The sequence below is a fragment of the Nocardia cyriacigeorgica genome, from assembly GCF_005863245.1.
GTDB lineage: Bacteria > Actinomycetota > Actinomycetes > Mycobacteriales > Mycobacteriaceae > Nocardia > Nocardia cyriacigeorgica_C.
Genome location: NZ_VBUT01000002.1, coordinates 553985 through 579199, shown reverse-complemented (window position 1 = coordinate 579199; position 25215 = coordinate 553985). Strand labels below are relative to the sequence as shown.

Here is a 25215-nt window from a genome sequence, read left to right as displayed (position 1 = left end):
GTGATCACTCCGTCGTCTTCGACATGGTGGACAAGGAGCCGAGGAACGCCACGGCTTGCGGGTCCGACAGCGCGGCGTCGATCGCCCGCTGCGTCAGCTCGATATTCGGGTCGGTGCGCAGCGCGGCAAGGATCGTGCCGAACATGTTCCCGACCACCAGGTCTTTGACCTGGTCGCGACTGATGTCGCGGGTGCGCGTCCAATGCAGCACCAGCCCTTCGATGTAGGCCACGAACCCGGCCATGGCCGCACGCAATACCGGCGACGAGTCCGAACCGGTCACCTCGATCACCAGGGCATCGGTCAGCTGCATCCGATAGCGGTCACGAATCTCGCGGACCTCGGCGTCGGCCACATCGGCGAACAAGGCCTCGAACGCCCTCGGCTGCTGCTCGGCCTCGTCGAGCAGCAGATCGATACCTCGGGTCAAGCGGTCCAACGCGGGGCCGCGCATAGCCAGCAGCGCACCCCAGAGTTCGTCGGCGGCCTGTTGGAGTACAGCCAGGTAGAAGCCTCGCTTGCCGCCGAAGTGGTAGCTGATCGAACCGGCCGCCACCCCCAGTGAGCGCGCCAGGTCGACAATGGAGACCTCCTCGTAGCGGTCGCTACTGAACGCGGCCTTCCCGGCCTCGAGCAGTGCCGCCCGCGAGGCCTCGCCGCGCCGATTGCCGACCATCACACCTCCAGGTTCTTGAATCAGATTCAGTAACTTGAGGGTAAGCGTCGGCATCTAAGCCGTCAAGAAGTATTTGAATGGGATTCAACAACTTGAGGTTCAGGGCGGCAGCGGTGCCGCGGAGCTCCGCACTTGGTACGCCGACACCGGCCGCGAACTCTTCCCGCACCCCAACTCCGTCCGCTACCGCCCGCACCGCATCGAGGAAGTCACCGGCCGGCCCCTCTCTGATCCCCGCGCCGTGCTAGAGCTCGGAGCCGCCTTGCGGGCATTGCACTGCTCGAATCCCCGCCTGTGACAGATACATCCACCAGTTCACCTGCCTCTCGACCCACCGGCCGCGCTTCCGAGCCCCAGGTATTTCTACGAATGTCGGCGCCGGGGACGGCGAACGGCGTCCGGCTCGACACCGCGACCACCCATTCGTCAAGTTCAGCGGGCGGGTTCCCAGGTTTCCGGATCTGCGATGGGCGTGCCGTAACCAGGGCGGCCCGATTGGTCGATGCCGTGTTTCGCCCACGTGTACATGTGGATTTCCAGGCCGTCCGGGTCGTTGAATACCAGGATCCAGCCGATCGAAGCGTCGATGACGGGTGAATGGGTGATGCCCAGGCCGTCCAGGTGCTCGGCCCACTGTTCCAGGTCGGGGCGGTCGTTGACGGCGTAGCCCACCGGGTCGAAACCTTTGCAACCCGCGGCCGCCTCGGGATTCTCCCGCAGCGCGACCATGCCGAGGCCGGGGATGTCGCCGACCACGCCGCGGACCACATCGTCGCTGCTGTCGGCGAACTGCATGGTCGGGCGGAAGCCGAAGACTTCGCGATACCACCGCACCGATCGGGGCAGGTCGGAAACCGGGATCTTGACGTGATGGATGCCGGCGAGGTCGGGCATCGAATCCACCTCCTCGATTTGACCGCAGTGGCACTGCGGTGAATATTGTTAGAATCCTCCGTGTGAGCCAACCCGTCAAGAGGACGTACCGGGCCGGAAAACGCGCCGAGGGGGCCGCGGCGACCAGAGCCGCGATCCGGCAGGCGGCCGGCGAACTGTTCGTCGAACGCGGATATGTGGCCACGCCCATGCGGGAGATCGCGCGCCGGGCGGGGGTCGGGGAACGCACGCTCTACGACGCGTTCCCGAACAAGCTCGCGCTGTTCCGGCACGTGCTCGATGTGGCGACCGTCGGCGATGAGGAGCCGGTCGCCGTGGCGGAGCGTCCGGAGGTTCGGGCCGCCCTGGCCGAACCCGATCCGAAGGTGGCCGTCGACCTGATCGTCGACTACACCGTCGGCCTGCTCGAACGCGCCGGAGATCTCATCATGGTCGGCGTGGACGCCGCATCCGCCGATCCCGCCATGAAATCCGGGGCCGACGCCGGAGCCGCCGCCACCCGCGCCTTCTGGGCAGCCTTCGTGCACAGCCTCGCCGAACACGGCACCCTGCGCCCGGACATCGACATCGACACCGCCGCCGACAGCCTGTTCGCGCTCGCCTCACCACACGTCTTCCGGCTGCTACGCCGCGAAAGCGCTTGGCCGGCCGCCAAATACCGCGACTGGCTGACTAATGCAGTGACAGCGCACCTGCTCACGCGATAACCACAGCCCTCGATCGATCGGCCAAGAGTTCCGCTCATGGCCGTTCTCGGCCGACACCCGTCGGGCTCTGACGATGTAGGCACACGTACTCGGGTGCGACACTGGATTCGGTGACAGTCCGCAGCACTGCTCAGGAGGTGCCGACGCCATGGCCGAGACTCCCGATCCCGACGATCTGCTCCTCAGCGACGACGAACGCACGCATGCCCTCGACGCGCTCGGCAAGCATTACGCCGACGGTCGATTGGATACCGCCGAGTTCTACGACCGCTCGGGCGCGGCGGCGTCCGCGCGCACGTTCAGCGCACTCGGCGACGTCTTCACGGGCTTGCCGGGCGGCGTGCCGCTGAACCGCGTCGACGGTCACGTGGTGAAGGTCCCTTTCTCGGGTGACGCGGCAGTCGGCGGAGGCGAGCTGGTCGCGGGATCGTCCGCGGCGGCCGAACTCTCCGCACTCCGGGCCCGCGGCAACACCATCGAATCGCTGGACTGGATCATCGTCGGCATCACCCTGGTCGGTTTCCTCGTCCTGCAGGTGATCGTGGGCTGGGACTATGCCTGGATCGTCTGGCCGTCGCTGATCGTCACCCTGAGCGTGCCGAGGATGATCCTGCGATTCAGCGACACCGACGAAGAGGTCTACGAGGATCTGAAGAAGTCCGAAGCCCGAGCCCGCAAGCAGCGGCTCGCCGAGGCCGCGAAGCGGATCCGGGAACTCGAAGGCGGCCACGGCACCTGACATGCCGGGCACGAATCCGGCGAAGCCGACCGACCGACACACAGGAGCTATTCATGACCAACGCTGTCCAGCGCCTCTGGCGGCAGCGGGAAGTCCCCATTGCGGAGGGGGTTTACACAGCCGAGGGGCGCGCATGGAAGGTCTGGCTCGACCCGGCGGCCGACTGCGGATTCACCGTGGGTGAGCCGATCGATGTCGATGCCTTGCTCGCCGACAGCCCCGGTAACACGACCTCGACCGACGCGACGTTCCAGACGGTGGAGATTCCCGGTGAAGGGTATCTGTGCTGCGGGGAAGGAGATCTCGGAGCGGAAGGCTACGTCGCGAAGGTGGACCGGGAGGGGGACCTGGTCTGGGTCGTCCATTTCGACGACTCCAACCCGTTCATCGCACTCGAGCTCGACGGCGACCGAGCCCACTGCCTATCCAGTTCCGGCGTGCGCATCACTGTCGGTGTGCAGGGGCCATGGTCCGGCCCTCCGCTGTGAAATCCCTTGGGCCGCAGGCCAGGTGGACCCGGAACCGCTAGTTGCCGTCACACCCGATGCCGTCGCCGTCCCCGTCGAGGCGGTGCGGATCGCCCGGCGCCACGATCACCGGCCCTGGATAGTCGCTGCAGTCGGTGTCGGGACCCAGCCGTTGCGACGGCAGCCCGGACTGCACGGGAGGGTCCTGCGTCGGAACCGGCTCGGGGTCGGGCACGAACGGCGCGACCGGAGGCGGCGGTGGCGCGCTCGGCGCCGGTGGCGGGTTCGGAACCGGTGGCGGGTTCGGCAGCGGCGGAGCGCTCGGCACCGGCGGCGCACTCGCCTCAGGCTCGGGTCGGCCGAATACCGGGCACGCACTCCACGCGCCGACGCTTGCCGAACGCGCTGTCGACTGGGCTGCGCCGATCGTGGGCCAATGCTTGTCGTTGGGCGGATACAGCACTGCCTCCGCATGCCCGGACTGCACCATCGCCAGATTCACGAATTCGCCCTCGGCATTCCACAGGTACAGCAGGTGCCGGTCGTACCGGTCGAGAAGTTCTCGATCGCGCTGCACCCACACCGTCGATCCCGGTGGGGCGAGGCGGGTGAGTTCGGCGGTGGCTTCCGGCCCGTAGCACTGGGCGGATTGATCCGGGTCTTTCGTTTCCGGGCTGTTGATCTCCAGCAGCCGCACGTGCACCGCATCCGCCGACGTCAGCACCGGGCCTGCCGCGACGGCGGCGACCTCGAGGGTGTCACCGTCGACGATCCGCCGGACCACCGCCTGTTGCGTGTCGCCGGGAACCTGGGCGGGTGCGGCGATGTCCGTCCGACCGGTCGGGGCGCCCGCGCTGGTCACAGCTTCGGTCTCGTCGACCGGCGGCGGCGAGGACGCCGCGGGACCGGGAGTCGTCGGCGCCGTACTCTGCACAGTCGCGGTTCGTTCGGGCTCCGGATCGGGCGCCACCCCGATACCGATCCCGACCAGGGCGGACACTCCCGCGACGGCGGCGACAAGTTTCGCCCTGCCTGCCATCTATCGGCCCTCCGGACGGCGCAACATGCGCTGCAGTTGCTGTTCGAGGTCCGCTCGGCCCGCGGCTTCCGCCGTGAGATCCCGGTCGCGATCCCACTTGATGAGCAGCCATCCGCACCACACCGCCAGCGGACCGAACACCAGCACCACCACCGGCTCGAAGTCCACCATGGCCGCAAACGCGAACATCGTGCCGAGAACCAGCCCGATCCACGCGAACGCGACTGCGAGCCTGCCCTTGCCAGCGACACGCCGACCGCGCCGCGCGGTTTCGTTCACCGCTCCTCCTGAATGCCCGGAAAAAGCCGAGCACTCAGACCATCGGGGCGGCGCGGGCCGGCGTTACCGCACGCTGATCGGAGCGGAGGGGGTGGCGTGGGCCGTCACCGCTTCACCGATCCACGGGAGGACCGCGTCACGCACGCGCACGGTGCGCGGCAATAGCCCATTGGCGGCCAGTAGGTCGGCGGCGCGCTGCTGTTCGTCGAGGAAGGCCTCGTCCACCGGATGGATGCCGAAGGGGCGGCCGCGCAGGGCCGCTTCCCAGGCGTCGAGGTCGGCGGCGACGCCGTTGGCGTGTGCGTCGTCGACGAAGTACTGGGCGGCCGCCCGGGGGTTCTCGGTGATCCACGCGTCGGATTCCTGAAGGGCGGCAAGGATTTCGGTGACGGCCGCGCGGTTCGATTCGGCGAAGTCTCGGCGGGTGAACCACAGCGAGGGATGGCTGAACAGCGGTTCGGTCGCCACCAGGGTGTGCAGGTCGGTGGTCGCCTCCACTGCGGCCAGGCCGGGGTAGGCGCCTACCCACGCGTCGAGTGAGCCGTCCAGCAGGGCGGCGCCACCGTCGTGGACGTCGGTGTCGACCGGGATGATGTCCGACCAGCGCAGCCCGGCCTGGTCGAGCGCGAACAGCACCAGGGTGGTCTGCCAGGAGCCGTGGGCGATGCCGACCCGCTTACCGCGCAGGTCCGCCGGGGTGCGAATGCCGCTGTCCGCCTTGCTGACCAGCCTGCCGTTCTCCACCCGCGGCCCGGAGATGCCGAGGTAGACCAGGTCGCGGCCGTGCGCGAGGCCGGTGATGGGCGGGGTGAATCCGGTGCCGATCACGTCGTAGCCGCCCTCGGTGAACAGCCAGTCCGAGTGCAGGGTCGGCAGGCCGGAGCGGGGGTCGACGCGCTCGCCGGCGGGCAGGGTACGCAGATCGACCCATTCCACGCCGGGCAGGCGGCGCTCGAGGATGCCGCGGTGACGCAGCACGAACAGTGAGTTGTTGTGCGGGAAGTAGCCGACACGAATAGACATGGAGTGCTCCTGGGGGATCAGAGGAGGCCGCGGCGGCGGGCCGCGGCGGCGAGGCCGGTGCGGCCCCACTGCACGGCGAGGTTGGAGGGATCGAATTCGACCGAGCCGCCGAGGGTTTCGGCGATCGCCTGATACTGCGCGCCTTCTTCCAGCAGGACGACGAACTTCGCGAGTTCGAGCAGCCCGGCCCGGCCGATGACGTTGGCGCCGCCGTTGGCCTCGAAGATCGCGACCAGGTCGGGGTCGACGGCCAGCCGCTCGAGAATGAACTCCCCCGCGCCGATGCTGCGATCGATATGCGGCACGATCTCGCGGGAGAGCGTGAGCCGCTGAGCGGCGGCGTAGCGGATCGGCAGCGTGCGGTGGGTCTGCGCCCACGCACCGAGCCAGGGGCTGTGCACGTGCACGATCGAGGTGATCTCGGGGTGGCGGCGGAACACGTCGGCGTAGCCGGTGACGAAGCCGGCCGGCCCGGTGCCGTCGAGCACCGTGCCGTCGAAGGTGGCCACGATCGGGCGCACCGTCTGGTCCTCGGCCCAGGGGCCGGGGGCGTTGAGCGCGAGGGCGATCTCCTCGCCGGGCACCCGTTCGATGAAGTTGACGGTGCCGTTGCCGGTGACGGTGCCGGTCTCGCGGAACACCCGCAGGGCCCGCTCGGCGTCCCGGGTTGCGGCGGCGGCGAATTCGGCGACGGCGGCGGGCAGCCTGGTCTCGGTGGTGGTCACGGTGTTCTCCTCTTATCGGACGGTGGTGAGCGCGGTGGACTGGGTCTGGGCGGTGAGGCGGGAGTGGCCGAGCAGCGGCAGCACCTCTTCGCCGACGCGGTAGGCCTCCTCGAGATGCGGGTTGCCCGCGAGGATGAAAGCGTCGACGCCGAGATCGATGAGCTGGTCGAGCCGTTCGGCGACCTGCTCGTAGCTGCCGACGAGCCCGAAGGCCGGTCCGCCGCGGATCAGGCTGAACCCGCACCACACGTTCGGCGCCACCTCGAGATCGCGGTATCCAGTGATGGTCTCGGGTACCCAGCCCTTGATGCGGGCCGCGCCGACCGAGTCACCGCGGGCCGCGCGTTCGGCGGCGCCGCGGTCGACGAAGGCCCAGCCCTGTTCGATCTCGGCCCAGGCGGCTTCCTCGGTGTGCCTGGCCACGATGTCGATGCGGACCGCGAATTTCGGTGTTCGGCCCAGCTTGTCGGCATGGGCACGGACACCGTCGAACTTGGCGCGCAGATCGTCGAACGGTTCCAGCCAGGACAGGTAGTAGTCGGCATGCCGTCCGGCGGCGGCGACGGCGGCACCGGACGAGCCGGAGAAATACACCTCGGGGAAGGGCTGTCCGGCCAGGCCGGGCGGCAGCGCGGCACCATCAGTGGTGAAGAAACGGCCGTCGTGGTCGTAGGGCTCGCCGTCCCATACGCCGCGCAGGACGTCGAGGAATTCGCTGGTGCGCGCGTAGCGGTCGTCGTGGGCGACCTTGTCGCCCCACCACAGCTGCGCCGGTCCCCCGCCACCGCTGATGATGTTGTAGACCAGCCGCCCGCCGGTGGCCCGTTGCAGGCTCGCCGACATCCGCGCCGCCTGTACCGGGTGCAGGAAACCGGGCTGGAAGGCGACCATGAAACGGTAGGTGGTGGTTTCGCGGGCCAGCGCGGCCGACACCGCCCACGGGTCGTCGGTCACCGGGAACGACGGCAGCAGCCCGCCGAGGAAGCCCGCCGATTCCGAGGCGCGCGCGACGGCGGCCATGTGGTCGATGTAGCCGTAGTCGTCGAGTCTGCCGCCACGCACGGCCGGGGCAATATTGCCGGGGCCGTAGCCGACGGCGTGGCCGCGGTTGTAGCGGCGCGGGGTGCGCAGCGAGGCGTGGTCGCCTTCCATCCCGATGCGCCAGTAGATGTCGATGGTCATGCCGGAACCTCCTCGGCGGCGGTGAGGGTGCGCCCTTCCGGGTCGGCCAGATGCAGCAGGTGCTCGCCCGCGCGATGGACTTCTTCGATGTGCGGATGGCCGCTGAGCACCACCGTGTCGATGCCCGCCGCCGTGTAGTCGCGCAACCGGGCGGCCACCTGCTCATAGCTGCCGACCAGGCCGATCGGATGCAGGTAGCCGAGCTCGGCGAAGCCGGACCAGCGTCCGTCGCCGAGATCGAGCGCGTGCGCGGCGGTGGGCTCGTGGCCCAGCTCCTGCCATTGCCTGCGGATCCGCGCCCATGCCTCCTGCTCGGTCTGCCTGGCCAGCACCGGGACCTCCACTGCCGCGCGGACGGTTCGCCCGGCCGCGGCGGCGCGCTCGCGCAGAGCGCCGAGCGCCGCGGCGGGACCTTCCGGCGATTCGGTGAATACGTGCACGTCACCGTGTCGCGCCGAAAGCTCCAGTGCCGCAACAGAATCGCCGGTCAGGTGCACCGCAGGGAACGGCAGGCCGGACAGGATGCCGCGGAAACCGCCGTCGACCACGTCGTAGAAGCGGCCGTCGAAGGCGAAACCCGTACCGTCGAAGCCGGAGCCCGGCACCGGCTCGGTATTCCACACGCCACGGGCCACGGTCAGGAATTCGGCCGCACGGGCATAGCGGTCGTCTCCGGTGACGGTGTCGCCGCGGGCGGCGGCCCCATCGGCGTCGGTGTCGACCGTCAGCCGCCAGGCGAGCCGGCCGCGCGAGAGCCGTTGCAGGGTAGCCGACATCTTCGCCGCGTATACCGGTGTGCCGAAGGCGGGTTCGAACTCGACCACCACGGTGGCGTAGCGGGTCGCGCGCAATGCACCGGCCGCGACGATCCAGGACTCCTCGCCGAGCGGGTCGTAGGGTGCGAGCACACCGTCGAGGCCTGCGAGCTCGGCGGCGTCGATGATCTGAGCCAGATCATCGAAGGGGCCGTAGCGGCCGGGGCGCGGATCGGTGGCGGGAGTCGGCGGCGGGGCCTCGCCGAAACCGCCGCGGCGCCGCAACTCTGGCCGGGCCCGTCTGCCGTCGCCGCGGGTGGGCAGGCGCCACAGGAACTCGGTCATGCCGCCGCCTTCTCGGCCTCGACGAGCTCACGGGCCCGTGCCAGCGGTTCGGCGGCCACCCAGGAATCCAGATCGAAGTCCTCGGCCAGGAATCCGTGGGTGTAGAGGAACTGTTTCTGCACCGCGAGCAGTTCGAGCCGCTCCTGCGACAGCGAGGGGTGCAGGCCGTGGCGGAGTCCGGCGCCGTAGGCGGCGAGTACGCCGTCGGGGCCCGCGAGCGTCTCCCGTTGGAGTACTTCACCGACGCCGTCGGGGTTGTCCGCTGCCCAGTCGGCCGCGCGCAGACTCTGCGCCAGGAATCCGACGACGACCTCGGGCCGGTGTTCGAGCAGGTCGGCGTGCACCGTGATCGGGCGCGGTGTGCCGTTGTTGACGCGCAGTCGTTTGTCGGTGGTGGCGTCCAGATCCACCGCGACGCGCAGCCCGTGCTCGGCGGCCACATCCTTGGCCCGCGCGCCTTTGACGTAGATCGCGTCGACCCGGCCGTCGAGCAGCTCGGCCACACCCCATGTGGTGGACCGCTCCCGCGCAACGGCGTTGCGTACCTGCGGATCCCGGTCGACGGCGAGTTCGGCCACGGTCACATCCGCGAGGGTGTGCCCGCTCAGCCGCAGGGCGTTGGCGAAGCCGTGCAGCGCCATCGCGCGAGGGAAACTGCGGGCCTGATCGGCAGCCCAGGCGGGGACCCCGATGCGGAGTCCGGGCAGGTCCGCGGGGCCGGAGACCGGCGAGTCCGGGCCGACCAGGATGGCCTGCGCCTCGTCGATCCAGGTGAGCCCGATCAGCCGGGTGGGCGAGCCCTGCGCGCGGGCGGCCAGCGCTGGCACATTGCCGCCCTCGCGGATCAGGGTGGGCAGGTCGTGCAGGAAGTGGTGTCCGGCCAGTTCCGGTCCGGCGTCCTGCAAGACGCCGAACTCCAGGCCCGCGGCCGACGCGGTCTCGCCGAGCCAGCCGAGGCTGTGCGCCAGGCCGCTCGCGGTGGGGACGGGGCAGCGGGTGTACCAGAGGGTGTCGGTCATGGGGCACTCCTGAGCAGGCGGCGGTCGGGGTCGCCGACGCCGAGATGGGCGAGGAAATCGGTGTGGTAGCGCAGCACGGCGGGGTCGGTGCGCTCGCGCGGGCGTGGTGCCGCGATGGTGGTGTCGACGGCGAAGCGGCCGCGATCGAGCACGATCACCCGATCGGCCAGCCGCACCGCCTCGTCGACATCGTGGGTGACCATCAGCACGGCGGGCCGGTGCCGGGCGACCAGGTCGCCGACCAAGTCCTGCATGCGCAGGCGGGTCAGCGCGTCGAGGGCGGCGAACGGCTCGTCGAGCAGCAACAGTTCGGGCTCGCGGACCAGCGCTCTGGCCAGCGCCGCGCGCTGGGCTTCACCACCGGACAGGGTGGCGGGCCACTGGTTCGCCTTGCCATCCAAGTGGACTTCGGCCAGCGCGGCCAGCCCGGCCTCGCGGGTGATCCGATTGCGGCGCAACCCGATCAGCACGTTGGCCAGTACCCGCTTGGACGGGATGAGCCGCGGCTCCTGGTAGACGGTGGTCCGGCGGCCGGGCACGAGCACTTCGCCCGCGTCGGGAACCTCCAGCCCGGTCAACAGCCGCAGCAGTGTGGTCTTGCCGGTGCCGCTGGGCCCGAGCAGCACCACGAACTCGCCGCGGCGGATGGTCAGGTCGACGCCGTCCAGTACGGTCTTGGCGCCGAAGGACTTTCGCAGTCCGGTGATCGAGACCGCGACGGGTTCGACGTCCAGCTGTTCGCTCATCGGATCGCCACCTGCTTGCGCCAGGGCATCGCGAACCGCTCGAGCAGCCGGACCAGACCGTCGAAGACCAGACCGAGCAGCGCGTAGAGCACCACGCACAGCACCATGTAGTCGGTGCGGTTGTACTCCTGGGCGAGGGTCACCAGATAGCCGACGCCCTCGCGGGTACCCACCTGCTCGGCGGCGATCAAACCGGTGATGCTGATGGACAGGCAGACCCGCAGCGCCATCAGCACACCGGGCAGCGCGGACGGCAGCACCACTTCGCGCACCAGCCGGGGACCGGAAAGCCCGAACCCGCGGGCGGCTTCGACCATCTTCCGGTCGACATTGCGCACGCCGAGATAGGTGTAGGCGTACATCGGTGCCACCGTGGCCACCGCGATGAGCAGGATCTTGTACAGCTCGTCGATGCCGAACCAGGCGATGAACAGCGGCACCAGCGCCAGGAACGGCACCGCCCGCAGGATCTGCATCGTGGAATCGACCAGTTCCTCACCGAGTGCGGACAGTCCCGACACCAGCCCGAGCAGCAGGCCGGCCGAGACGCCGATGCCGACACCGAGCGCGGCGCGGACGAACGAGGCGGTGGCGAAATCGATCAACTGGCCGTTGCCGAGCAGTTCGGTGAACGCCGTCCACACCGCGGGCGGTCCGGCGATGACCCGCTCGGAGATGGCGCCGGTGGCCGAACCGATCCACCAGGCGGCGACGAACACCGCGGGCAGCAGGAACCGTAGCGGCACGGACACCCATGCGGGCCTGGATCTGGCGGTGCGGGCCCGCGGCGCGGTCAGCGGGGTGGCCTGCGGGGCCGCGGGCAGTGGTGGGGTGAGCACGGCCATGTCAGTTCCCCGCCCGCACGGCTGCCAGCTGATCGGGGTTCAGCTTGGAGCGCAGATCGTAGAAGATGTCCGCCGCGGTGATCGTGCGGCTGATCACGCCGTTGGCGGCGAAGACCTCGACGACGTCGGCCAGCGCCTCGGCGTCTTCGGCATCGGGCAGGTGCGGCACGGTGGCCTCGGCGCCCACCCGCAGCGCGTCGGCCAGCCGCTGACCCGACAGCGCGCGCGGCCCGGTCTGCTCGAAAACGTTCTCGAACTCCGCCGGGTTGGCCCGCTGCCGCTCGCTGAGCTGCTGCAACACCTCGAGGTACTTCGCGGCGATGTCGGGACGCTCGTCGAGCACCTCGGTCCGGAACACCACCACGGTGTTGTCGCGGGAGCCGATACTGGCCTCGGTGGCGATCTCCACGCCGCCGTTGGCCTTGGCTTCCTGATAGGGCACCAGGAACGACGCCCAGGCATCCACCTTGCCGGTCGCGAAGGCGGAGGCGGCTTCCTTCTGCTGCAACGGAACTCGCGTCACCTGGTCGGCGGGGACGCCCGCCTGCGCTAGTGCGCGCAGCAGGATGTACTCCCCCTTGCCCGCCGGGTTCACCGCGACACGCTTGCCTGCCAGGTCCCGCACCGTGCGGATGCCCGAATCCGGGGTGGCGATGATGCCGCTCTGGTCCTTGCCCGCCGGGTCCTGCGCGGCGATGATGCGCACCCCGACATCCTTGGACAGCGCGCCGACCACCGGACTGAACGCGGCGCCGGAGACATCGAGTTCACCGGTGTTGAACAGTTTCAGGTTGGAGCTGAAACCCGGTGTGGTGCCGACCCATTCGATCTTCGCACCGAGTGGGGCCAGGGCCGCGTCGAACAGACCGTCGCGCTTGCCGACGGCCAACGGGCCCGAGTTTCCGGGATCGGTCACCTTCAGCACGTAGGTGCCGGGGTCGGAGGCCTCACCGGACTCGGAGCCACACGCGGCGACGAGTGCGACGACGGGGGCGATCGCGAATGCGATACGCAAGAAGGCGCGCCTGCGGGACATCGTGGGTGGCTCCTGTTCGGGGACGTGGTCGAGCGAATGCCCTCGAAGAGTAGGGAGATCACCGCGTCGCCCGACAGGTAATCCTTGCCGAAGATCGGAAAGGTTGACATTCGCCGATTGCCGTGGTTCGTGCGGAATAGCGCGATATTCCTTACCTTCACCGAGCCGCGGACTGGATCTCCGACGTCAATGCCCCCAATGTTTTCCATATATCGGAAAGCAGTCCTGCCGTCGCCAGGCTCGCCTGTGTTACCGTCGGTCCGTGGAACCCTCCGGTGTGCAGACCGTCACCCGTGCGCTGTCGGTCCTGGACTGCTTCCGCGGCGGCGAGAGTCGCGGCGTCTCCGAAGTCGCACGCGCCCAAGGCATTCCGGTCAGCACCACCCATCGCCTGCTGACCGCACTCGTGCACGCGGGGTTCCTGGAGAAGGACCCCGTCTCCAGTCGCTATCGCATCGGCCGCACGCTGGCCGAGTACGGGCAGATCGCCTACCGGCAGCACCGGATCTATCTGGCCGAGCCACTACTCGAACAACTCGCCACCACCACCGGCGCCAGCGCCTCCATCGCCACCCGCCACGGCATCCACGCGGTCCTGCTCGGCACCAGCCGGTGGCGTGAATCCGAAGGACACCGACTCCAGGGCCTGCGCCTGCCGCTGCACGCCAGCGCCCTCGGCAAAGCGCTGCTGGCCTGGTCGGACAGCGGGGACGACGACCTGAGCACCCTCCCCTACGACGAGGGCACCGAACGTTCGGTGGCCGGTCCCGCCGAACTGCGCGCCGAACTGGCCCTGACCCGTACCCGCGGCTACGCCTACAACGACGAGGAACTCGACCCGGGTTTCCGCACCATCGGACTGCCCATCCCGGACCCGGCCGGCGGCTGTCGCTTCGCGCTCGGACTGCGCGGAGCGACCGATCTGATGATTCCCGAGCGGGTCCCGTTCTTCGTCGAGCTCGCCAAGGTGACCGCCCGCGACATCGCGGCCGAATTCAGCGCACCGTGACCGGCGTCGCGGAAGTAGCTGTCTCGCATGGCCGGAACGCGAGCACGCAGCCCGAGTGCGGCCGCGTCGTCAGTCGGCCTGCCGGTCGAGCCGGTCGAGATACCGGCGGCGGACCTCGTCGTCGACGCCGTTGATGGCGGCGTCGTCGTGCAGCAGGCGGCGGGCGGTCAGGAAGATGCCCTCGGGGATGAACGGGGCCGCTTTCGTCGCGAGCCCGACGTAGGACGGCACCGCGATCTCCGCCGCGCGGGACTTCACCGATCCCACGATCGCCGCGGCGATGTCCTCGGGGTCGACCGTCGGCAGTACCCCGAGGTCGATGCCCGAGCTCAACTCGGTGCGTACGGCGCTGGGAAGGACGGCGGTCACGCTGACTCCGGTATCGGCCATCTCCAGGCGCACCGCCGCGGTCAGGCCGACCGCGGCGAACTTGCTGGCGTTGTAGACCGCCAAGCCCTTGAGCGGAAATTTTCCGGCCAGAGACGCGACATTGACGACGTGGCCCCGGCCGCGCTCCACCATGGCGGGTAGCACCAGGCGCATACCGGTGATGACCCCGTGGACGTTGATGTCCATCATTCGCCGGTCGATCCGCTCGGAACCTTCCAGGAAGGCGCCGTTCGGCATGATCCCCGCATTGTTCACCAGGATGTCGATCGGCCGGTCGTGTGACTGTTCGGCGGCGGTGACGAAGCCGGCGAACGAATCCGGGTCCGTGACGTCGAGGTGGTGCGCGCTCACGCCGGCACCGAGTTGCGCGGCTGCCTGCCCAGCGAGGTCGGCGTCGATATCGCCGATCGCCACCCGGGCGCCGCGGGCCCGGAACGCCTTCGCGGTCGCCAGTCCGATGCCGCGGGCGGCGCCGGTGATGAGGACGAGAGCGCCGTCGAGGTCGATGGCGGGATAGCGGCTCATGCTGAGATCTCCTGGGCGGTCACGCCGTGATTCCGCGGTGTCGTTCGGCAAGGGCGGCGGCCACGGTGGCCGGGACGGCGGCGCGGGCGGCGCTCAGGGTCGCCTCGCGCCGGCGGATATCCATGAAGTTGGGGCCCATGGCGTCGAGCTCGCCGAGGGTGGGTTCGATGCGAATCACGCCTATGCCCGCGCGGCGCAGTAGTTCGACCTCCCGGTCCAGGCGCTGGGTCATCGCGTGCCGCAGGAGCCGTTCCAGCCGGGACAGTCCGCGCGCGGGGGCGCCGCCGTGCGAGGTCATCGGGGCGATGATGACGACCTCGTCGACGTCGGCGTCGAGCAGCAGATCCGCCGACGCGGTGGAGCAGGTGCCGCCGTCGATCAGGTCGCGGCCGCCGATCCGGACGGGCGGGAACCAGCCGGGGATGGCCCACGATGCGGCGATCGCATCACCGAGCGACGCCGACGGTGCGCCCGGTGCGCCGAGGGTGACGCGTTCGCCGGTGCGCATATCGGTGGTGCCGATCCACAGCGCCGGATGGTCCACCCAGCCGGCGTCGTTGCTCAGCGCCGCCCCGAGCGCGCGCAACCACGACGCGTCGCCGCGCCCGCGGGGCAGCAGGCCTGCCGCGGCCACCAGCGGTTCCGCATCCCCGGTGACGAGCCGGGCCGTCATGCCGAGCCCAGGCCAGCGCGGGGACGGCAGCGGCGGCAGCATTCCCGGGTGGTAGGCGAGATGATCGCGCAGCCGGGCGTCGGTGGCTCGGCCGTCCGAGGCGTCGTTGATCTCGCGGACGCTGATCCCCGCGCCGAGCATCGCACCCATCTCGGCGCCGGCCGAGGCGCCGACGATGGCGACGGCCTCGCGCGCATCCCAGCCGAGCCCGCGTTCGACGGCCTCGAGTGCGGCGGCCGACCAGGCGAATCCCAGGGTCCCGCCGCACCCGAGCGCGAGCCCACGGCGCGTCATCGGCAGCCTCGGCGGAATGATCTGTCGTGAACGGAACCGTGTGTCATGAACGGAACCGTATGTCATTTATGCGAGCCGGGCAATGAGCACGCGACGATTCCCGGCGCCGCGGACGGTGCCGCCCCGAGGTGCGCGGGCTCGTCGCGGTGATGGCGCGATGTTCGACAGTTCCACGGCGGTGGCAAGGGTCAGCCGGGAGTTTCGAACCACGCACGGCCCCGCTGCGTATCCCCCTACGACGTCGTGGAGGTTACGCATGCGGGTGAACAGGGCGACGGTGGATCTGTCGGGGTATCCGGACCTCGTGGTGATCTACCTGGGAATGCGGGTGCGCAAGCCGCGCGGGATGCTGCGGCTGCTCGGGGTGGGACCGAAACTCTATCGATCACATCAGGACCAGCCCGACGGGCTGCTGTCCCACGAGGACATCATCTGGTCACTGTTCCCGCCGCACTGGGGTGCGCGGCAGTACTGGCGTGACCTCGACAGCCTGGAGCGGTGGACCCGATCGGCGCCGCACCGCGACTGGTGGCAGCAATTCCTGCGGGACTCCGGCGGCACCGGCTTCTGGCACGAGGCCTACTTCCTGCGCGGCGGCATCGACGCCATGTACGACGATATGAGCACCTCCACCGGGCTCACCCGGTTCGCCCCCGTCCAGGCCAGCCGGGGCCGCATGTTCTCCACCCGCGGCCGGGTACACGGCGAACCCGCCGCCTACCCACCCGTGGTAACCGAAACCGATTACTATCCCGGCGATTCCGTACGATAGGCAATCGACCACCACCATTGCGCGATATTCGCGACACACCCGAACACGAATCGACATCGCGCGGCGATGGTGTACGGGACGCTAAGCGCAGATGAATATGTGGCCGAGCGAGTGTGATATTGCGCTTTTCGTACTTCTGGTCGGTAATCGGGGGATTTACCGTATCCGCATGCACGTCCTGTTCGTTTGCAATGGCAATGTGTGCCGTTCGGTGATCGCCGAACGGCTCGCTCGCGCCATCGCGATCGAACACGGCCTCACCGGGCTCACCGCCGAAAGCGCGGGAACGCGCGCGCTGGTCGGATTCCCGGTCGAACCGCTGGCCGCGCAGACCATCGCCGGTCTCGGCGCCGACCCGGACAACTTCCGGGCCCGCAAACTCAAACCCGAGCACATCGACCGCGCCGATCTGGTGCTGGCCATGACCGAACAGATCCGAGACCAGGCCGCCGCCATGGCTTTCGGGGCCGCGGCGCGCACCTTCACGCTGCTCGAGGCGCACCGGATCGCCAAGGTCACCGGTGCGTGCACCGTCGCCGAACTGCATCAGGCCCGCAATGATCTTTCGCTGGTGGGCCGGGAGAACATCGCCGATCCGGTTGGGCTGTCCGAACCCGCCTACTGCGCCGTCGGCGACCGGATCGCCGAGGCCCTGCTGCCGCTGCTGCTCGCCCTCGACACCGGCCAACCACGGCCCGGCGACGACGAGCAGTCGGGGCTGGTTCTGCAACCGGCGCACGGCCCCGCCCCGCTGGCCACATTCCTGGCCGCTCAGCGCACGGGCTGGTATGCCTGACGTCCGCGCGGTAACGGACTACACTCCCGCGAAAAGACCTCCGCCGTCGACGTTTCGACCCGGTGGCGCCCTCCGCACACACGACAGGAATCAGACATGCCGAAACGCATTTCGGATGTTTCGCTCCATGTTTATGTGACACCGGAAAACCTCGAACGCATCGTCGAGGCCGTCCGAACGGCGCTCGACGATCACCTACAAGATCGTGATGTGTTCGCCTGGCGGTTCACCCTGCCCGCCGCCCTGGACGATCCCCTGCACCTCGAATTCGAAAACAGCTGGCGCACAGCTCATTCCGGAATCCAGCCGGAAGGGCACGGCACCTACGAAATCGCGCTCAGCCTGGTCGGCGACCCGGCCGAATTGACCGACGCCGATATGGTGGCGCTGCAGGACCGGCTGCGGGCCGGTCTCGCGCAGGTCACCGCTGCGGATACCCCGCTCGCCCTGCGCGCCCATCAGCGCACGGACGTGGACCTCTACCCCACCATCGAACGCATCTGAACGGCCCGGGCCGCGAATCCCGGTCGCACCGCGTTCTTTTCCCCTCTGACCCGTGGCGCGGCAGGCACCCGGAACCTCGAGGTGCCTGCCGGGCAGGGTTTAGCGGCGGGACGGGAAGTGGCGGATGAGCCCTTCCTGCACCGTGGTGGCCAGCAGCTCGCCGCTGCGGGAGTAGAAACGGCCGGTGGCCAGGCCACGCGAACCCGCCGCGACCGGGGATTCGGTGGCGTAGAGCGCCCACTCGTCGAACCGGAACGGACGGTGGAACCAGATGGAATGATTCACCGTGGCCGCGACGATGCGGTCCAGGCCCCAGGACAGGCCGTGGGTGGTGATGATCGAATCCAGCACCGTGGTGTCGGAGGAGTAGCCGAGGGTCGCCACGTGGATCAGCGGATCGTCGGGCAGGGTGCCGTCGGCGCGCATCCAGACCCGGTTGTGGTTGAGCCGCTCACCGGTGCCCTTGAGGATCCAGGCCGGATCGTTGGTGTAGCGCATATCGATCGGATGCGGGGCGTTGACGAACATCTCCAGCTTGTCCTCCAAGCCTTCGAAGCTCTCCTCCACCCGCGGCAACGTCTCCGGATCCGGGACCACGGGCTGCTCATGGGCATGCTCGAGACCCTTGCCCCAGTCCTGGAAGGCGGCCAGCATGACGAACAGTTCCTGACCGTCCTGGCTCGCGGTGACGGTCCGGTTGGCGAAGGAACGCCCGTCGCGGTGCCGGTCCACCCGGTACTCGATCGGCTTCTTCACATCGCCGCCGCGCACGAAATGCGCGTTCACCGCGTGCACCGGACGGTCGCCGACCGTCCGGCCCGCGGCCATGATCGCTTGCGACACCAGCTGCCCGCCGAACGTGCGGCTCCACACCTTCTCCGGGTGCTGGCCGACGAACACGTCCTCGTCCATCTGTTCCAGATCCAGCAGATCCAGCAGTACGTCCAGATCGGTACGCTGCGCCCGCGTCACATCGACGCCGACGGAGTCGTCAAGCGAAACGCTCACTCTAATGGTCCTCCTCACCGATACGGTGCACGTGGATCAGGTTGGTGGAACCGACGGTACCGGGCGGGGAGCCGGCCACGATGACGACGAGGTCGCCCTTCTGGTACCGGTTCATGCTCAGCAGCGCCTGATCGACCTGCTTGATCATGGCGTCGGTGCTGTCCACCGTAGGCACGATGAACGTTTCGGTGCCCCACGTCAAGGCCAGCTGGCTGCGCACCTCCGGCAGCGGGGTGAACGCCAGCAGCGGCAGCGGGGTGTGCAGCCGGGCCAGCCTGCGCACCGTGTCACCGGACTGGGTGAACGCCACCAGCGCCTTGGCGTTGAGCCGCTCACCGATATCGCGGGCGGCGTAGGAGATGACGCCACGCTTGGTGCGCGGCACATGCGTCAGCGGCGGCACCCGGGTGGATTCGGTCTCCACCGCGTGCACGATGCGCGCCATGGTGCGCACCGTCTCGATCGGGTAGGCGCCGACCGAGGTCTCACCGGACAGCATCACCGCGTCCGCGCCGTCGAGCACCGCGTTCGCGACATCGGAGGCCTCGGCCCGGGTGGGCCGGGAGTTCTCGATCATCGACTCCAGCATCTGGGTCGCCACGATGACGGGTTTGGCGTTCTCCCGCGCCATCTGGATGGCGCGCTTCTGCACGATCGGCACCTGCTCGAGCGGCAGCTCCACGCCGAGATCGCCGCGCGCGACCATGACCGCGTCGAAGGCGAGCACGACGGCCTCGAGATTGTCGATGGCCTCGGGCTTCTCCAGCTTGCCGATCACCGGGACGCGGCGGCCGACGCGGTCCATCACGTCGTGCACCAGCTCGACATCCGAGGGCGAACGCACGAAGGACAACGCGATGAAGTCGACGCCCAGTTTCAGGGCGAATTCCAGGTCCTCGATGTCCTTGTCGGACAGGGCGGGCACCGACACGTCCATGCCGGGCAGCGATACGCCCTTGTTGTTGCTGACCGGGCCGCCCTCGGTGACCCGGCACACCACGTCGTTGCCGTCGACGGCGGTGACGGTCAGCCCGACCTTGCCGTCGTCGACGAGCAGGCGGTCACCGGGCTTGGCGTCGGCGGCGAGTTCTTTGTAGGTGGTCGAGACGCGGTCGTGGGTGCCATCGACGTCGTCGACGGTGATGCGCACCTCTTCGCCCGTCGCCCAGACCGTCCGGCCTTCGATGAAGCGGCCGAGGCGGATCTTGGGGCCTTGTAGATCGGCGAGAATGCCGACGGCGCGGCCGACGTGGTCGGCGGCCTGCCGCACCTTCTTGTAGTTGTCGGCATGGTCGGAGTGCTCACCGTGGCTGAAATTCAGCCGCGCCACGTCCATACCGCTCTCGACGAGTTCTCGAATACGGTCCTCGGTGGCAGTGGCCGGTCCGAGGGTGCACACAATCTTCGTCCGTCGCATCACGAGTAGAGCCTAGTCCCGACCGCGGTGTGGGTCGCGTCGTGGCCGGGCCGAGTCGCCCTGACGGGCGCGCCTGCGCTCACCGGGCGCTGAGTGAACGCGCGTAGTTCACCTGATGCAGCAGCATCGGGAAGGTCTGCTGATTCTGTGCCGGGATCATCGTGGAGTGGTAGCGGCCCTCGCTGGTCACGGTCACCTGCACGTAGCCGACCGTCGTCTTCTCCTTGACCAGCAGAAACAGCAGGCCGAGGAAGCACACCGGGAACAACAGGATCGCCAGCACCACCGCGTAGGTGGGAATCTTCTCCGAGGTCTGCGACATATCGGTGATCGTCCAGACCGCGCCCCGCAGGGGCATCGTGCCCGCCGGAGTGGTGATCGAATCCTCGGAGATGCCGATATCGCCGATCGACATCACGAACCCGCCGGGAGGCAGCGGACCGGTCATCCCCGGCGGCATCGACGGATACATCACACCCGCCATGGGTGGGAAAGCTGCGGTGTGTTGCGGTCCGGCGGGTCGCTGTGGGCCGGTTCCTGGGCGAGCGGGACCACCGTCGGCAGGGTAGGCCTGATCGCCCGGATGCGACTGCGCGGGCGGATCGGTGGCCTTGCGCAGACTCGGCCCGGTGCCGGGCGGCCCGTACCGCGGGCCACCGGCGCCCAGCGAATTCGGACTATTCTCGGCCACTCGCGTCCTCCTGTCCTCCGGGCGCTCGTGCCGCTGCCCGATACCCGAGCTCGCCCACTGCGGCCCGCGCGGTCTACCGACCATTGTGTCGGGCGGCGGCATCGCTGTCGCCCGGAAAGCGCGCTACGCGAGACGGCGATAACCTCGCGCCCACCTCCGAGCGACAACGCTCCCGGGTTGTCGCTCAGAGGTGGGCAAATATTGTCGCTCAGAGGTGGGCGAACAGTGCCGGTGGCCGGGGGCCGATCAGCCGCCCTTCTTGGCGCCGGCAGCCCGGCTGGACTTCGCGTCCTCGTCTGCCCCGGCATCGTCGGTCGACTCGACCTCCTCGGGACCCGAGCCCGTGCCTGACTCGGCGTCTTCGGCGAGAGTCGCGTCGTTGCCGGCCTCAGCGCTCTCGCCCGACTCCGCGCTATCGCCCGACCCGGCATTCTCATCCGACCCGGCATCATCGTCGGCCTCAGCGCTCTCGCCCGACTCCGCGCTATCGCCCGACCCGGCATTCTCATCCGACCCGGCATCATCGTCGGACTCCGCGCCCTTGCCCGGCTTCGCATCGTTGCCCGGCTTCGCGCCCTTGCCCAGCTTCGCGTCGTTGCCCAGGTCTACCTCGACGCCCGACTCCGCGCCCTCGGTCGACGTGCCCGGCTCATCGGCCGCGTCCTTCTCCCCCGCCGCGTCCTTCTCCGACACTGCGGCTTTCTCCGCCGACGCTGAGGCAGCACCCGCACGCCGCAGCGCGCCGATCTGCCACGGCCACGGCCGCGGCTGCGCGCCGGGCTGTAGCTGCGCCGGCGTCTCGCGTCCCTTCGTGGCGAACACGAAGTAGGCGATGGCGGCGAGGAAGACCAGGGCGGAGGTGAAGGAGTTGATGCGGATGCCCGCGATGTGGGTGGCTTCGTCGTCGCGCATCAGTTCGACGAAGAACCGGCCGAAGCTGTAGCCGGCGACGTAGAGCGCGAACAGGCGGCCGTGGCCGATACGGAACCGCTTGTCGACGTACACCAGCAGCAGCACCACCAGCACGTTCCACAGCAGCTCGTACAGGAACGTCGGGTGCACGACCTTCTCCACCACGCCGGTGGAGACGCCGTTCATCATGTCCAGGCGGCCCTGGTCGTCGAAGCGCTGGTAGATCTCGAGACCCCACGGCAGGTCGGTTTCGCGGCCATAGAGTTCCTGGTTGAAGTAGTTGCCGAGGCGGCCGATGGCTTGGGCCAGCAGGATCGGCGGGGCGATGGCGTCGCCGAGGGCGGGCAGCGGGATCTTGTAGACGCGGCAGCCGATCCAGGCGCCGACGCCGCCGAGGAACACCGCGCCCCAGATACCGAGGCCGCCCTGATAGATCTTCAGCGCGTCCATCGGGTTGCCGTCGGCGCCGAAGTATTTCTGCCAGTCGGTGGCGACGTGGTAGAGCCTGCCGCCGATGAGACCGAACGGGACCGCGAACATCGCCACATCCAGTACCGCGCCCTGCTGGCCGCCGCGTTCGCGCCAGCGCCGCTCACCCCACCAGATGGCGACGATGATGCCGGCGATGATGCACAGCGCGTACGCGCGCAGCGGGAACGGCCCGATCTGCCAGACGCCCTGCGGCGGGCTGGGGATATAGGCGAGCACGTCGGCGGTGGCGGCGCTCAGGACACCGTCACCGGGTGTGCCGATGCTGGGAACACTGTCTGCCAGGACTCGTAAGGTCACGGGGGCCACCGTAGTCGAGGAGCGCGACGGTGTGGCTTCGGGTCAGGACGCGACGGTCGCCGAGCGCACGCCCTCGGCCAGTTCGGCCGTCAGCGTCCGCACCGCGTCCAAGCCTTCGGCGGCCGCGGTCACCAACGCCGAACCGACGATCACGCCGTCGGCGTAGGCGGCGATCTCGGCGGCCTGAGCACCCGAACGCACGCCGAGCCCGACGCCGATCGGGATGTCGGAGTGCGCGCGGATGCGGGCGCACAGCGCGGGCGCGGCCGAGGACACCGCGTCACGGGCGCCGGTGACGCCCATGGTGGAGGCCGCGTAGACGAACCCGCGCGAGGCTTCCAGGGTCTTCACCAGGCGTTCCTCGGTGGAGGACGGCGCGACCAGGAAGATGCGGTCCAGATCGTGCACGGCCGAGGCGGCGAACCATTCGTCGGCCTCGTCCGGGATGAGGTTCGGGGTGATGATGCCCGCGCCGCCCGCGGCCGCCAGATCACGGGAGAACCGGTCGACGCCATACTTGAGCACCGGATTCCAGTAGCTCATGACCACGGCCTGCGCACCGGCGGCGGTGACGGCTTCGACCACCGAGAACACATCGCGCACCCGCACCCCGCCGCGCAGCGCCTGCTCGGCGGCCCGCTGGATGGTCGGCCCGTCCATCACCGGATCGGAGTAGGCCACGCCGACCTCGACGATGTCGCAGCCGGCCTCGACCATCGCGCGCACGGTGGCGATGGAGCCGTCCAGGTCCGGGTAGCCGGCGGGCAGGTAGCCGATCAGGGCGGCGCGGTGTTCGTTGCGGCAGGCCGCGAAGGCGTTGGCGAGTCTGGACTGCTGGCTCACTACGCGTTCCCCTTGCCCTCTGCGGCCTCGTCGTCGAACAGTCCGAACCAGCGGGCGGCGGTGTCCATGTCCTTGTCACCGCGCCCGGACAGGTTCACCAGGATGATGGCGCCGGGGCCGAGCTGCTTGCCGAGTTCGAGCGCCCCGGCCACCGCGTGCGCGGACTCGATCGCCGGGATGATGCCCTCGCTGCGGCTGAGCAACAGCAGTGCGTCCATCGCTGCGGCATCGGTGACGGGCAGGTATTCGGCGCGGCCGGTGTCCTTGAGGTAGGCGTGCTCGGGGCCGACGCCCGGATAGTCGAGTCCGGCGGAGATGGAATGCGATTCGATGGTCTGGCCGTCTTCGTCCTGCAACAGGTACGAGTAGGCGCCCTGGAACGCGCCGGGCGATCCGCCGGTGAAGGTGGCGGCATGGCGGCCGGTCTCGACACCGTCGCCGGCGGCTTCGTAGCCGACCAGGCGCACGCCCGGATCGTCGATGAAGGCGTGGAAGATGCCGATGGCGTTGGAGCCGCCGCCGACGCAGGCCGCGACGGCGTCGGGCAGCCTGCCGGTGAGTTCCTGCACCTGCTCGCGCGCCTCTAGCCCGACCACGCGCTGGAAATCGCGCACCATCAGCGGGAACGGGTGCGGGCCCGCGGCGGTGCCGAAGCAGTAGTAGGTGTCGTCGGCGTTGGAGACCCAGTCGCGCAGGGCCTCGTTGATGGCGTCCTTGAGCGTGGCGGAGCCGGTGCTCACCGACACCACCTCGGCGCCGAGCAGCCGCATCCGGGCCACGTTGAGCGCCTGGCGGGCGGTGTCGACCGCGCCCATGTAGACGATGCAGTCCAGTCCGAGCAGCGCGCAGGCGGTCGCGGTGGCCACGCCGTGCTGGCCGGCCCCGGTTTCGGCGATGACGCGGGTCTTGCCCATGCGCTTGGCCAGCAGGGCTTGCCCGAGCACATTGTTGATCTTGTGCGAGCCGGTGTGGTTGAGGTCTTCGCGCTTGAGCAGGATGCGGGCGCCACCGGCGTGCTCGGCCAGCCGGGTGCATTCGAACACCGGCGAGGGGCGGCCGGTGTAGTCGCGTTGCAGCCGGTCGAGCTCGCCGAGGAACTCGCGGTCGCTGCGGACCTTGTCGTATTCGGCGGTGACCTCGTCGATGACGGCCATCAGCGCCTCGGGCACATGCCTGCCGCCGTAGACGCCGAAGTGGCCGCCGCCGTCGGGTTCGTGTCCGCTGCGGTGGGCGACGCCCTCGCTGGCCGCGGGCAGCCGGGTCGGGGCCATCAGCGCGCCCGCCGGGCGGGCTTCGGGCAGGACGGGTGGGTACCGGCGGTCACCAGCTGCGATACCGCGGCGCGCGGGTCGCCGCTGGTCACCAGGCCTTCGCCGACGAGCACGGCATCCGCGCCCGCGCCCGCGTAGGCCATCAGGTCGGCGGTGCCGCGCACCCCGGACTCGGCGACGCGGATGACCTCGGTGGGCAGTCCGGGTGCGATCCGCGCGAAGCAGTCGCGATCGACTTCCAGGGTCTTCAGGTTGCGCGCGTTGATGCCGACGACCGAGGCGCCGGCATTGAGGGCCCGGTCGGCCTCTTCCTCGGTGTGCACCTCGACCAGCGCGGTCATCCCGAGCGATTCGGTGCGGTCGATGAGCGAGCTCAGCGTGTCCTGTTCCAGCGCGGCGACGATCAGCAGAATGACGTCGGCGCCGTGCGCGCGCGCCTCGTGGATCTGGTACGGGCCGACCACGAAGTCCTTGCGCAGCACCGGGATGTTCACGGCGGCGCGGACGGCGTCGAGGTCGTCGAGCGAGCCGTGGAAGCGACGGCCTTCGGTGAGCACGCTGATGATGCGGGCGCCGCCGTCTTCGTAGGCCTTGGCCAGGCTGGCGGGGTCGGCGATCTCGGCGAGCGGCCCCTTGGAGGGGCTGGCGCGCTTCACCTCGGCGATGACGCCGATGCCGTCTTCATGCAGCGCGGCGAGCGCGTCCTTGGGCGGCGGCGCGGCGGCCGCCGCGGCCTTGATGGCTTGGAAGTCCAGCAGGGATTCCCGTGCGGCCACATCCGCGCGGACCCCGTCGAGAATCGAGTCGAGTACCGTCATCTGGCTCGAATCCTTTCTGGGGAGAC

General features: G+C 69.4%; 29 protein-coding genes. 8 read left to right on the top strand and 21 right to left on the bottom strand.

Annotated elements, in window-relative coordinates:
- Positions 1-4: 4 nt before the first annotated feature.
- Entirely contained in the window at positions 5-676 is a 672-nt protein-coding gene (locus tag FEK34_RS05900; RefSeq protein ID WP_171048062.1) for a TetR/AcrR family transcriptional regulator, read from the bottom strand.
- A gap of 73 nt (positions 677-749) precedes the next feature.
- On the opposite strand from FEK34_RS05900, the gene FEK34_RS05895 reads away from it, so the two are divergent.
- Entirely contained in the window at positions 750-974 is a 225-nt protein-coding gene (locus FEK34_RS05895; RefSeq protein ID WP_138446802.1) for a helix-turn-helix domain-containing protein, read from the top strand.
- A gap of 134 nt (positions 975-1108) precedes the next feature.
- Here FEK34_RS05895 and FEK34_RS05890 read toward each other — a convergent pair whose 3' ends face one another.
- On the bottom strand, positions 1109-1570 hold the full coding sequence (locus FEK34_RS05890) for a VOC family protein (RefSeq protein WP_138446801.1): 462 nt from the start codon (positions 1568-1570) through the stop codon (positions 1109-1111).
- 62 nt (positions 1571-1632) lie between these two features.
- On the opposite strand from FEK34_RS05890, the gene FEK34_RS30370 reads away from it, so the two are divergent.
- The 3 genes from FEK34_RS30370 to FEK34_RS05875 all read left to right on the top strand — a co-directional run bounded on the left by FEK34_RS30370 (position 1633) and on the right by FEK34_RS05875 (position 3504).
- Positions 1633-2277, top strand: a complete 645-nt coding sequence (locus FEK34_RS30370; protein ID WP_212748703.1) for a TetR/AcrR family transcriptional regulator — start codon at positions 1633-1635, stop codon at positions 2275-2277.
- Between the two features lie 148 nt (positions 2278-2425).
- Positions 2426-3016 carry a DUF1707 SHOCT-like domain-containing protein gene (locus FEK34_RS05880; protein ID WP_138446799.1) on the top strand — a complete coding sequence of 197 codons (591 nt, stop codon included), beginning with the start codon at positions 2426-2428 and terminating at the stop codon, positions 3014-3016.
- Between the two features lie 53 nt (positions 3017-3069).
- A complete protein-coding gene (locus FEK34_RS05875) occupies positions 3070-3504 on the top strand; it encodes a hypothetical protein (protein ID WP_138446798.1) in 435 nt (144 codons plus the stop codon).
- A gap of 37 nt (positions 3505-3541) precedes the next feature.
- Here FEK34_RS05875 and FEK34_RS05870 read toward each other — a convergent pair whose 3' ends face one another.
- From FEK34_RS05870 to FEK34_RS05825, 10 genes are all read right to left on the bottom strand, one after another.
- Positions 3542-4522 carry a thermonuclease family protein gene (locus tag FEK34_RS05870; RefSeq protein ID WP_138446797.1) on the bottom strand — a complete coding sequence of 327 codons (981 nt, stop codon included), beginning with the start codon at positions 4520-4522 and terminating at the stop codon, positions 3542-3544.
- Positions 4523-4801: a hypothetical protein gene (locus FEK34_RS05865; protein ID WP_138446796.1), complete on the bottom strand. Its 279-nt coding sequence runs from the start codon at positions 4799-4801 to the stop codon at positions 4523-4525.
- Between the two features lie 63 nt (positions 4802-4864).
- Complete coding sequence (locus FEK34_RS05860) at positions 4865-5824, bottom strand: ABC transporter substrate-binding protein (RefSeq protein ID WP_138446795.1); 960 nt, start codon at positions 5822-5824, stop codon at positions 4865-4867.
- A 17-nt stretch (positions 5825-5841) separates the two neighbouring features.
- Positions 5842-6549, bottom strand: coding sequence for a class II aldolase/adducin family protein (locus tag FEK34_RS05855; RefSeq protein ID WP_138446794.1), 708 nt, complete (start codon positions 6547-6549; stop codon positions 5842-5844).
- 12 nt (positions 6550-6561) lie between these two features.
- A complete protein-coding gene (locus FEK34_RS05850; RefSeq protein ID WP_138446793.1) occupies positions 6562-7731 on the bottom strand; it encodes an LLM class flavin-dependent oxidoreductase in 1170 nt (389 codons plus the stop codon).
- Positions 7728-8831, bottom strand: a complete 1104-nt coding sequence (locus FEK34_RS05845) for an LLM class flavin-dependent oxidoreductase (RefSeq protein WP_138446792.1) — start codon at positions 8829-8831, stop codon at positions 7728-7730. The genes FEK34_RS05850 and FEK34_RS05845 overlap by 4 nt, the downstream gene beginning before the upstream one ends.
- The gene (locus FEK34_RS05840) at positions 8828-9850 is read right to left on the bottom strand and encodes an ABC transporter substrate-binding protein (protein ID WP_138446791.1); all 1023 of its coding nucleotides are present in this window, start codon (positions 9848-9850) and stop codon (positions 8828-8830) included. Before FEK34_RS05840 ends, FEK34_RS05845 begins: the two co-directional genes overlap by 4 nt.
- Positions 9847-10596: an ABC transporter ATP-binding protein gene (locus FEK34_RS05835; protein WP_249358806.1), complete on the bottom strand. Its 750-nt coding sequence runs from the start codon at positions 10594-10596 to the stop codon at positions 9847-9849. The genes FEK34_RS05840 and FEK34_RS05835 overlap by 4 nt, the downstream gene beginning before the upstream one ends.
- A complete protein-coding gene (locus FEK34_RS05830; RefSeq protein ID WP_138446790.1) occupies positions 10593-11441 on the bottom strand; it encodes an ABC transporter permease in 849 nt (282 codons plus the stop codon). The genes FEK34_RS05835 and FEK34_RS05830 overlap by 4 nt, the downstream gene beginning before the upstream one ends.
- Before the next feature lies 1 nt (position 11442).
- Positions 11443-12477 (bottom strand): NrtA/SsuA/CpmA family ABC transporter substrate-binding protein, encoded by a 1035-nt coding sequence (locus tag FEK34_RS05825; RefSeq protein WP_138446789.1) that lies wholly within the window; start codon positions 12475-12477, stop codon positions 11443-11445.
- Positions 12478-12739: 262 nt separating this feature from the next.
- On the opposite strand from FEK34_RS05825, the gene FEK34_RS05820 reads away from it, so the two are divergent.
- Positions 12740-13486 (top strand): IclR family transcriptional regulator, encoded by a 747-nt coding sequence (locus tag FEK34_RS05820; protein ID WP_138446788.1) that lies wholly within the window; start codon positions 12740-12742, stop codon positions 13484-13486.
- Between the two features lie 69 nt (positions 13487-13555).
- On the opposite strand, the gene FEK34_RS05815 is transcribed toward FEK34_RS05820, so the two are convergent.
- Positions 13556-14401, bottom strand: a complete 846-nt coding sequence (locus tag FEK34_RS05815; protein ID WP_138446787.1) for an SDR family oxidoreductase — start codon at positions 14399-14401, stop codon at positions 13556-13558.
- A 19-nt stretch (positions 14402-14420) separates the two neighbouring features.
- Complete coding sequence (locus FEK34_RS05810; protein ID WP_138446786.1) at positions 14421-15368, bottom strand: patatin-like phospholipase family protein; 948 nt, start codon at positions 15366-15368, stop codon at positions 14421-14423.
- A gap of 256 nt (positions 15369-15624) precedes the next feature.
- Between FEK34_RS05810 and FEK34_RS05805 the strand changes: the two genes are divergently transcribed.
- The 3 genes from FEK34_RS05805 (at position 15625) to FEK34_RS05795 (ending at position 17440) form a co-directional block, all read left to right on the top strand.
- Positions 15625-16140, top strand: a complete 516-nt coding sequence (locus tag FEK34_RS05805) for a monooxygenase family protein (RefSeq protein WP_138446785.1) — start codon at positions 15625-15627, stop codon at positions 16138-16140.
- A 169-nt stretch (positions 16141-16309) separates the two neighbouring features.
- Positions 16310-16936, top strand: coding sequence for a low molecular weight phosphatase family protein (locus FEK34_RS05800; protein ID WP_138446784.1), 627 nt, complete (start codon positions 16310-16312; stop codon positions 16934-16936).
- A gap of 96 nt (positions 16937-17032) precedes the next feature.
- Positions 17033-17440: a hypothetical protein gene (locus FEK34_RS05795; protein ID WP_138446783.1), complete on the top strand. Its 408-nt coding sequence runs from the start codon at positions 17033-17035 to the stop codon at positions 17438-17440.
- A gap of 99 nt (positions 17441-17539) precedes the next feature.
- Here FEK34_RS05795 and FEK34_RS05790 read toward each other — a convergent pair whose 3' ends face one another.
- The 7 genes from FEK34_RS05790 to trpC form a co-directional block, all read right to left on the bottom strand.
- Positions 17540-18352: an acyl-CoA thioesterase gene (locus FEK34_RS05790; RefSeq protein WP_228794346.1), complete on the bottom strand. Its 813-nt coding sequence runs from the start codon at positions 18350-18352 to the stop codon at positions 17540-17542.
- A 97-nt stretch (positions 18353-18449) separates the two neighbouring features.
- Positions 18450-19868 (bottom strand): pyruvate kinase, encoded by a 1419-nt coding sequence (gene pyk, locus FEK34_RS05785; RefSeq protein ID WP_171048061.1) that lies wholly within the window; start codon positions 19866-19868, stop codon positions 18450-18452.
- Between the two features lie 76 nt (positions 19869-19944).
- Positions 19945-20556 carry a hypothetical protein gene (locus FEK34_RS29900; RefSeq protein WP_171048060.1) on the bottom strand — a complete coding sequence of 204 codons (612 nt, stop codon included), beginning with the start codon at positions 20554-20556 and terminating at the stop codon, positions 19945-19947.
- A gap of 246 nt (positions 20557-20802) precedes the next feature.
- Positions 20803-22176: a prolipoprotein diacylglyceryl transferase gene (gene lgt / locus FEK34_RS05780; protein ID WP_432760932.1), complete on the bottom strand. Its 1374-nt coding sequence runs from the start codon at positions 22174-22176 to the stop codon at positions 20803-20805.
- 123 nt (positions 22177-22299) lie between these two features.
- Positions 22300-23100, bottom strand: coding sequence for a tryptophan synthase subunit alpha (gene trpA, locus FEK34_RS05775; protein WP_138446782.1), 801 nt, complete (start codon positions 23098-23100; stop codon positions 22300-22302).
- A complete protein-coding gene (gene trpB / locus FEK34_RS05770; RefSeq protein ID WP_138446781.1) occupies positions 23100-24371 on the bottom strand; it encodes a tryptophan synthase subunit beta in 1272 nt (423 codons plus the stop codon). Before trpB ends, trpA begins: the two co-directional genes overlap by 1 nt.
- Positions 24371-25189 carry an indole-3-glycerol phosphate synthase TrpC gene (trpC, locus tag FEK34_RS05765; RefSeq protein ID WP_104359429.1) on the bottom strand — a complete coding sequence of 273 codons (819 nt, stop codon included), beginning with the start codon at positions 25187-25189 and terminating at the stop codon, positions 24371-24373. The genes trpB and trpC overlap by 1 nt, the downstream gene beginning before the upstream one ends.
- Between the last annotated feature and the right edge of the window lie 26 nt (positions 25190-25215).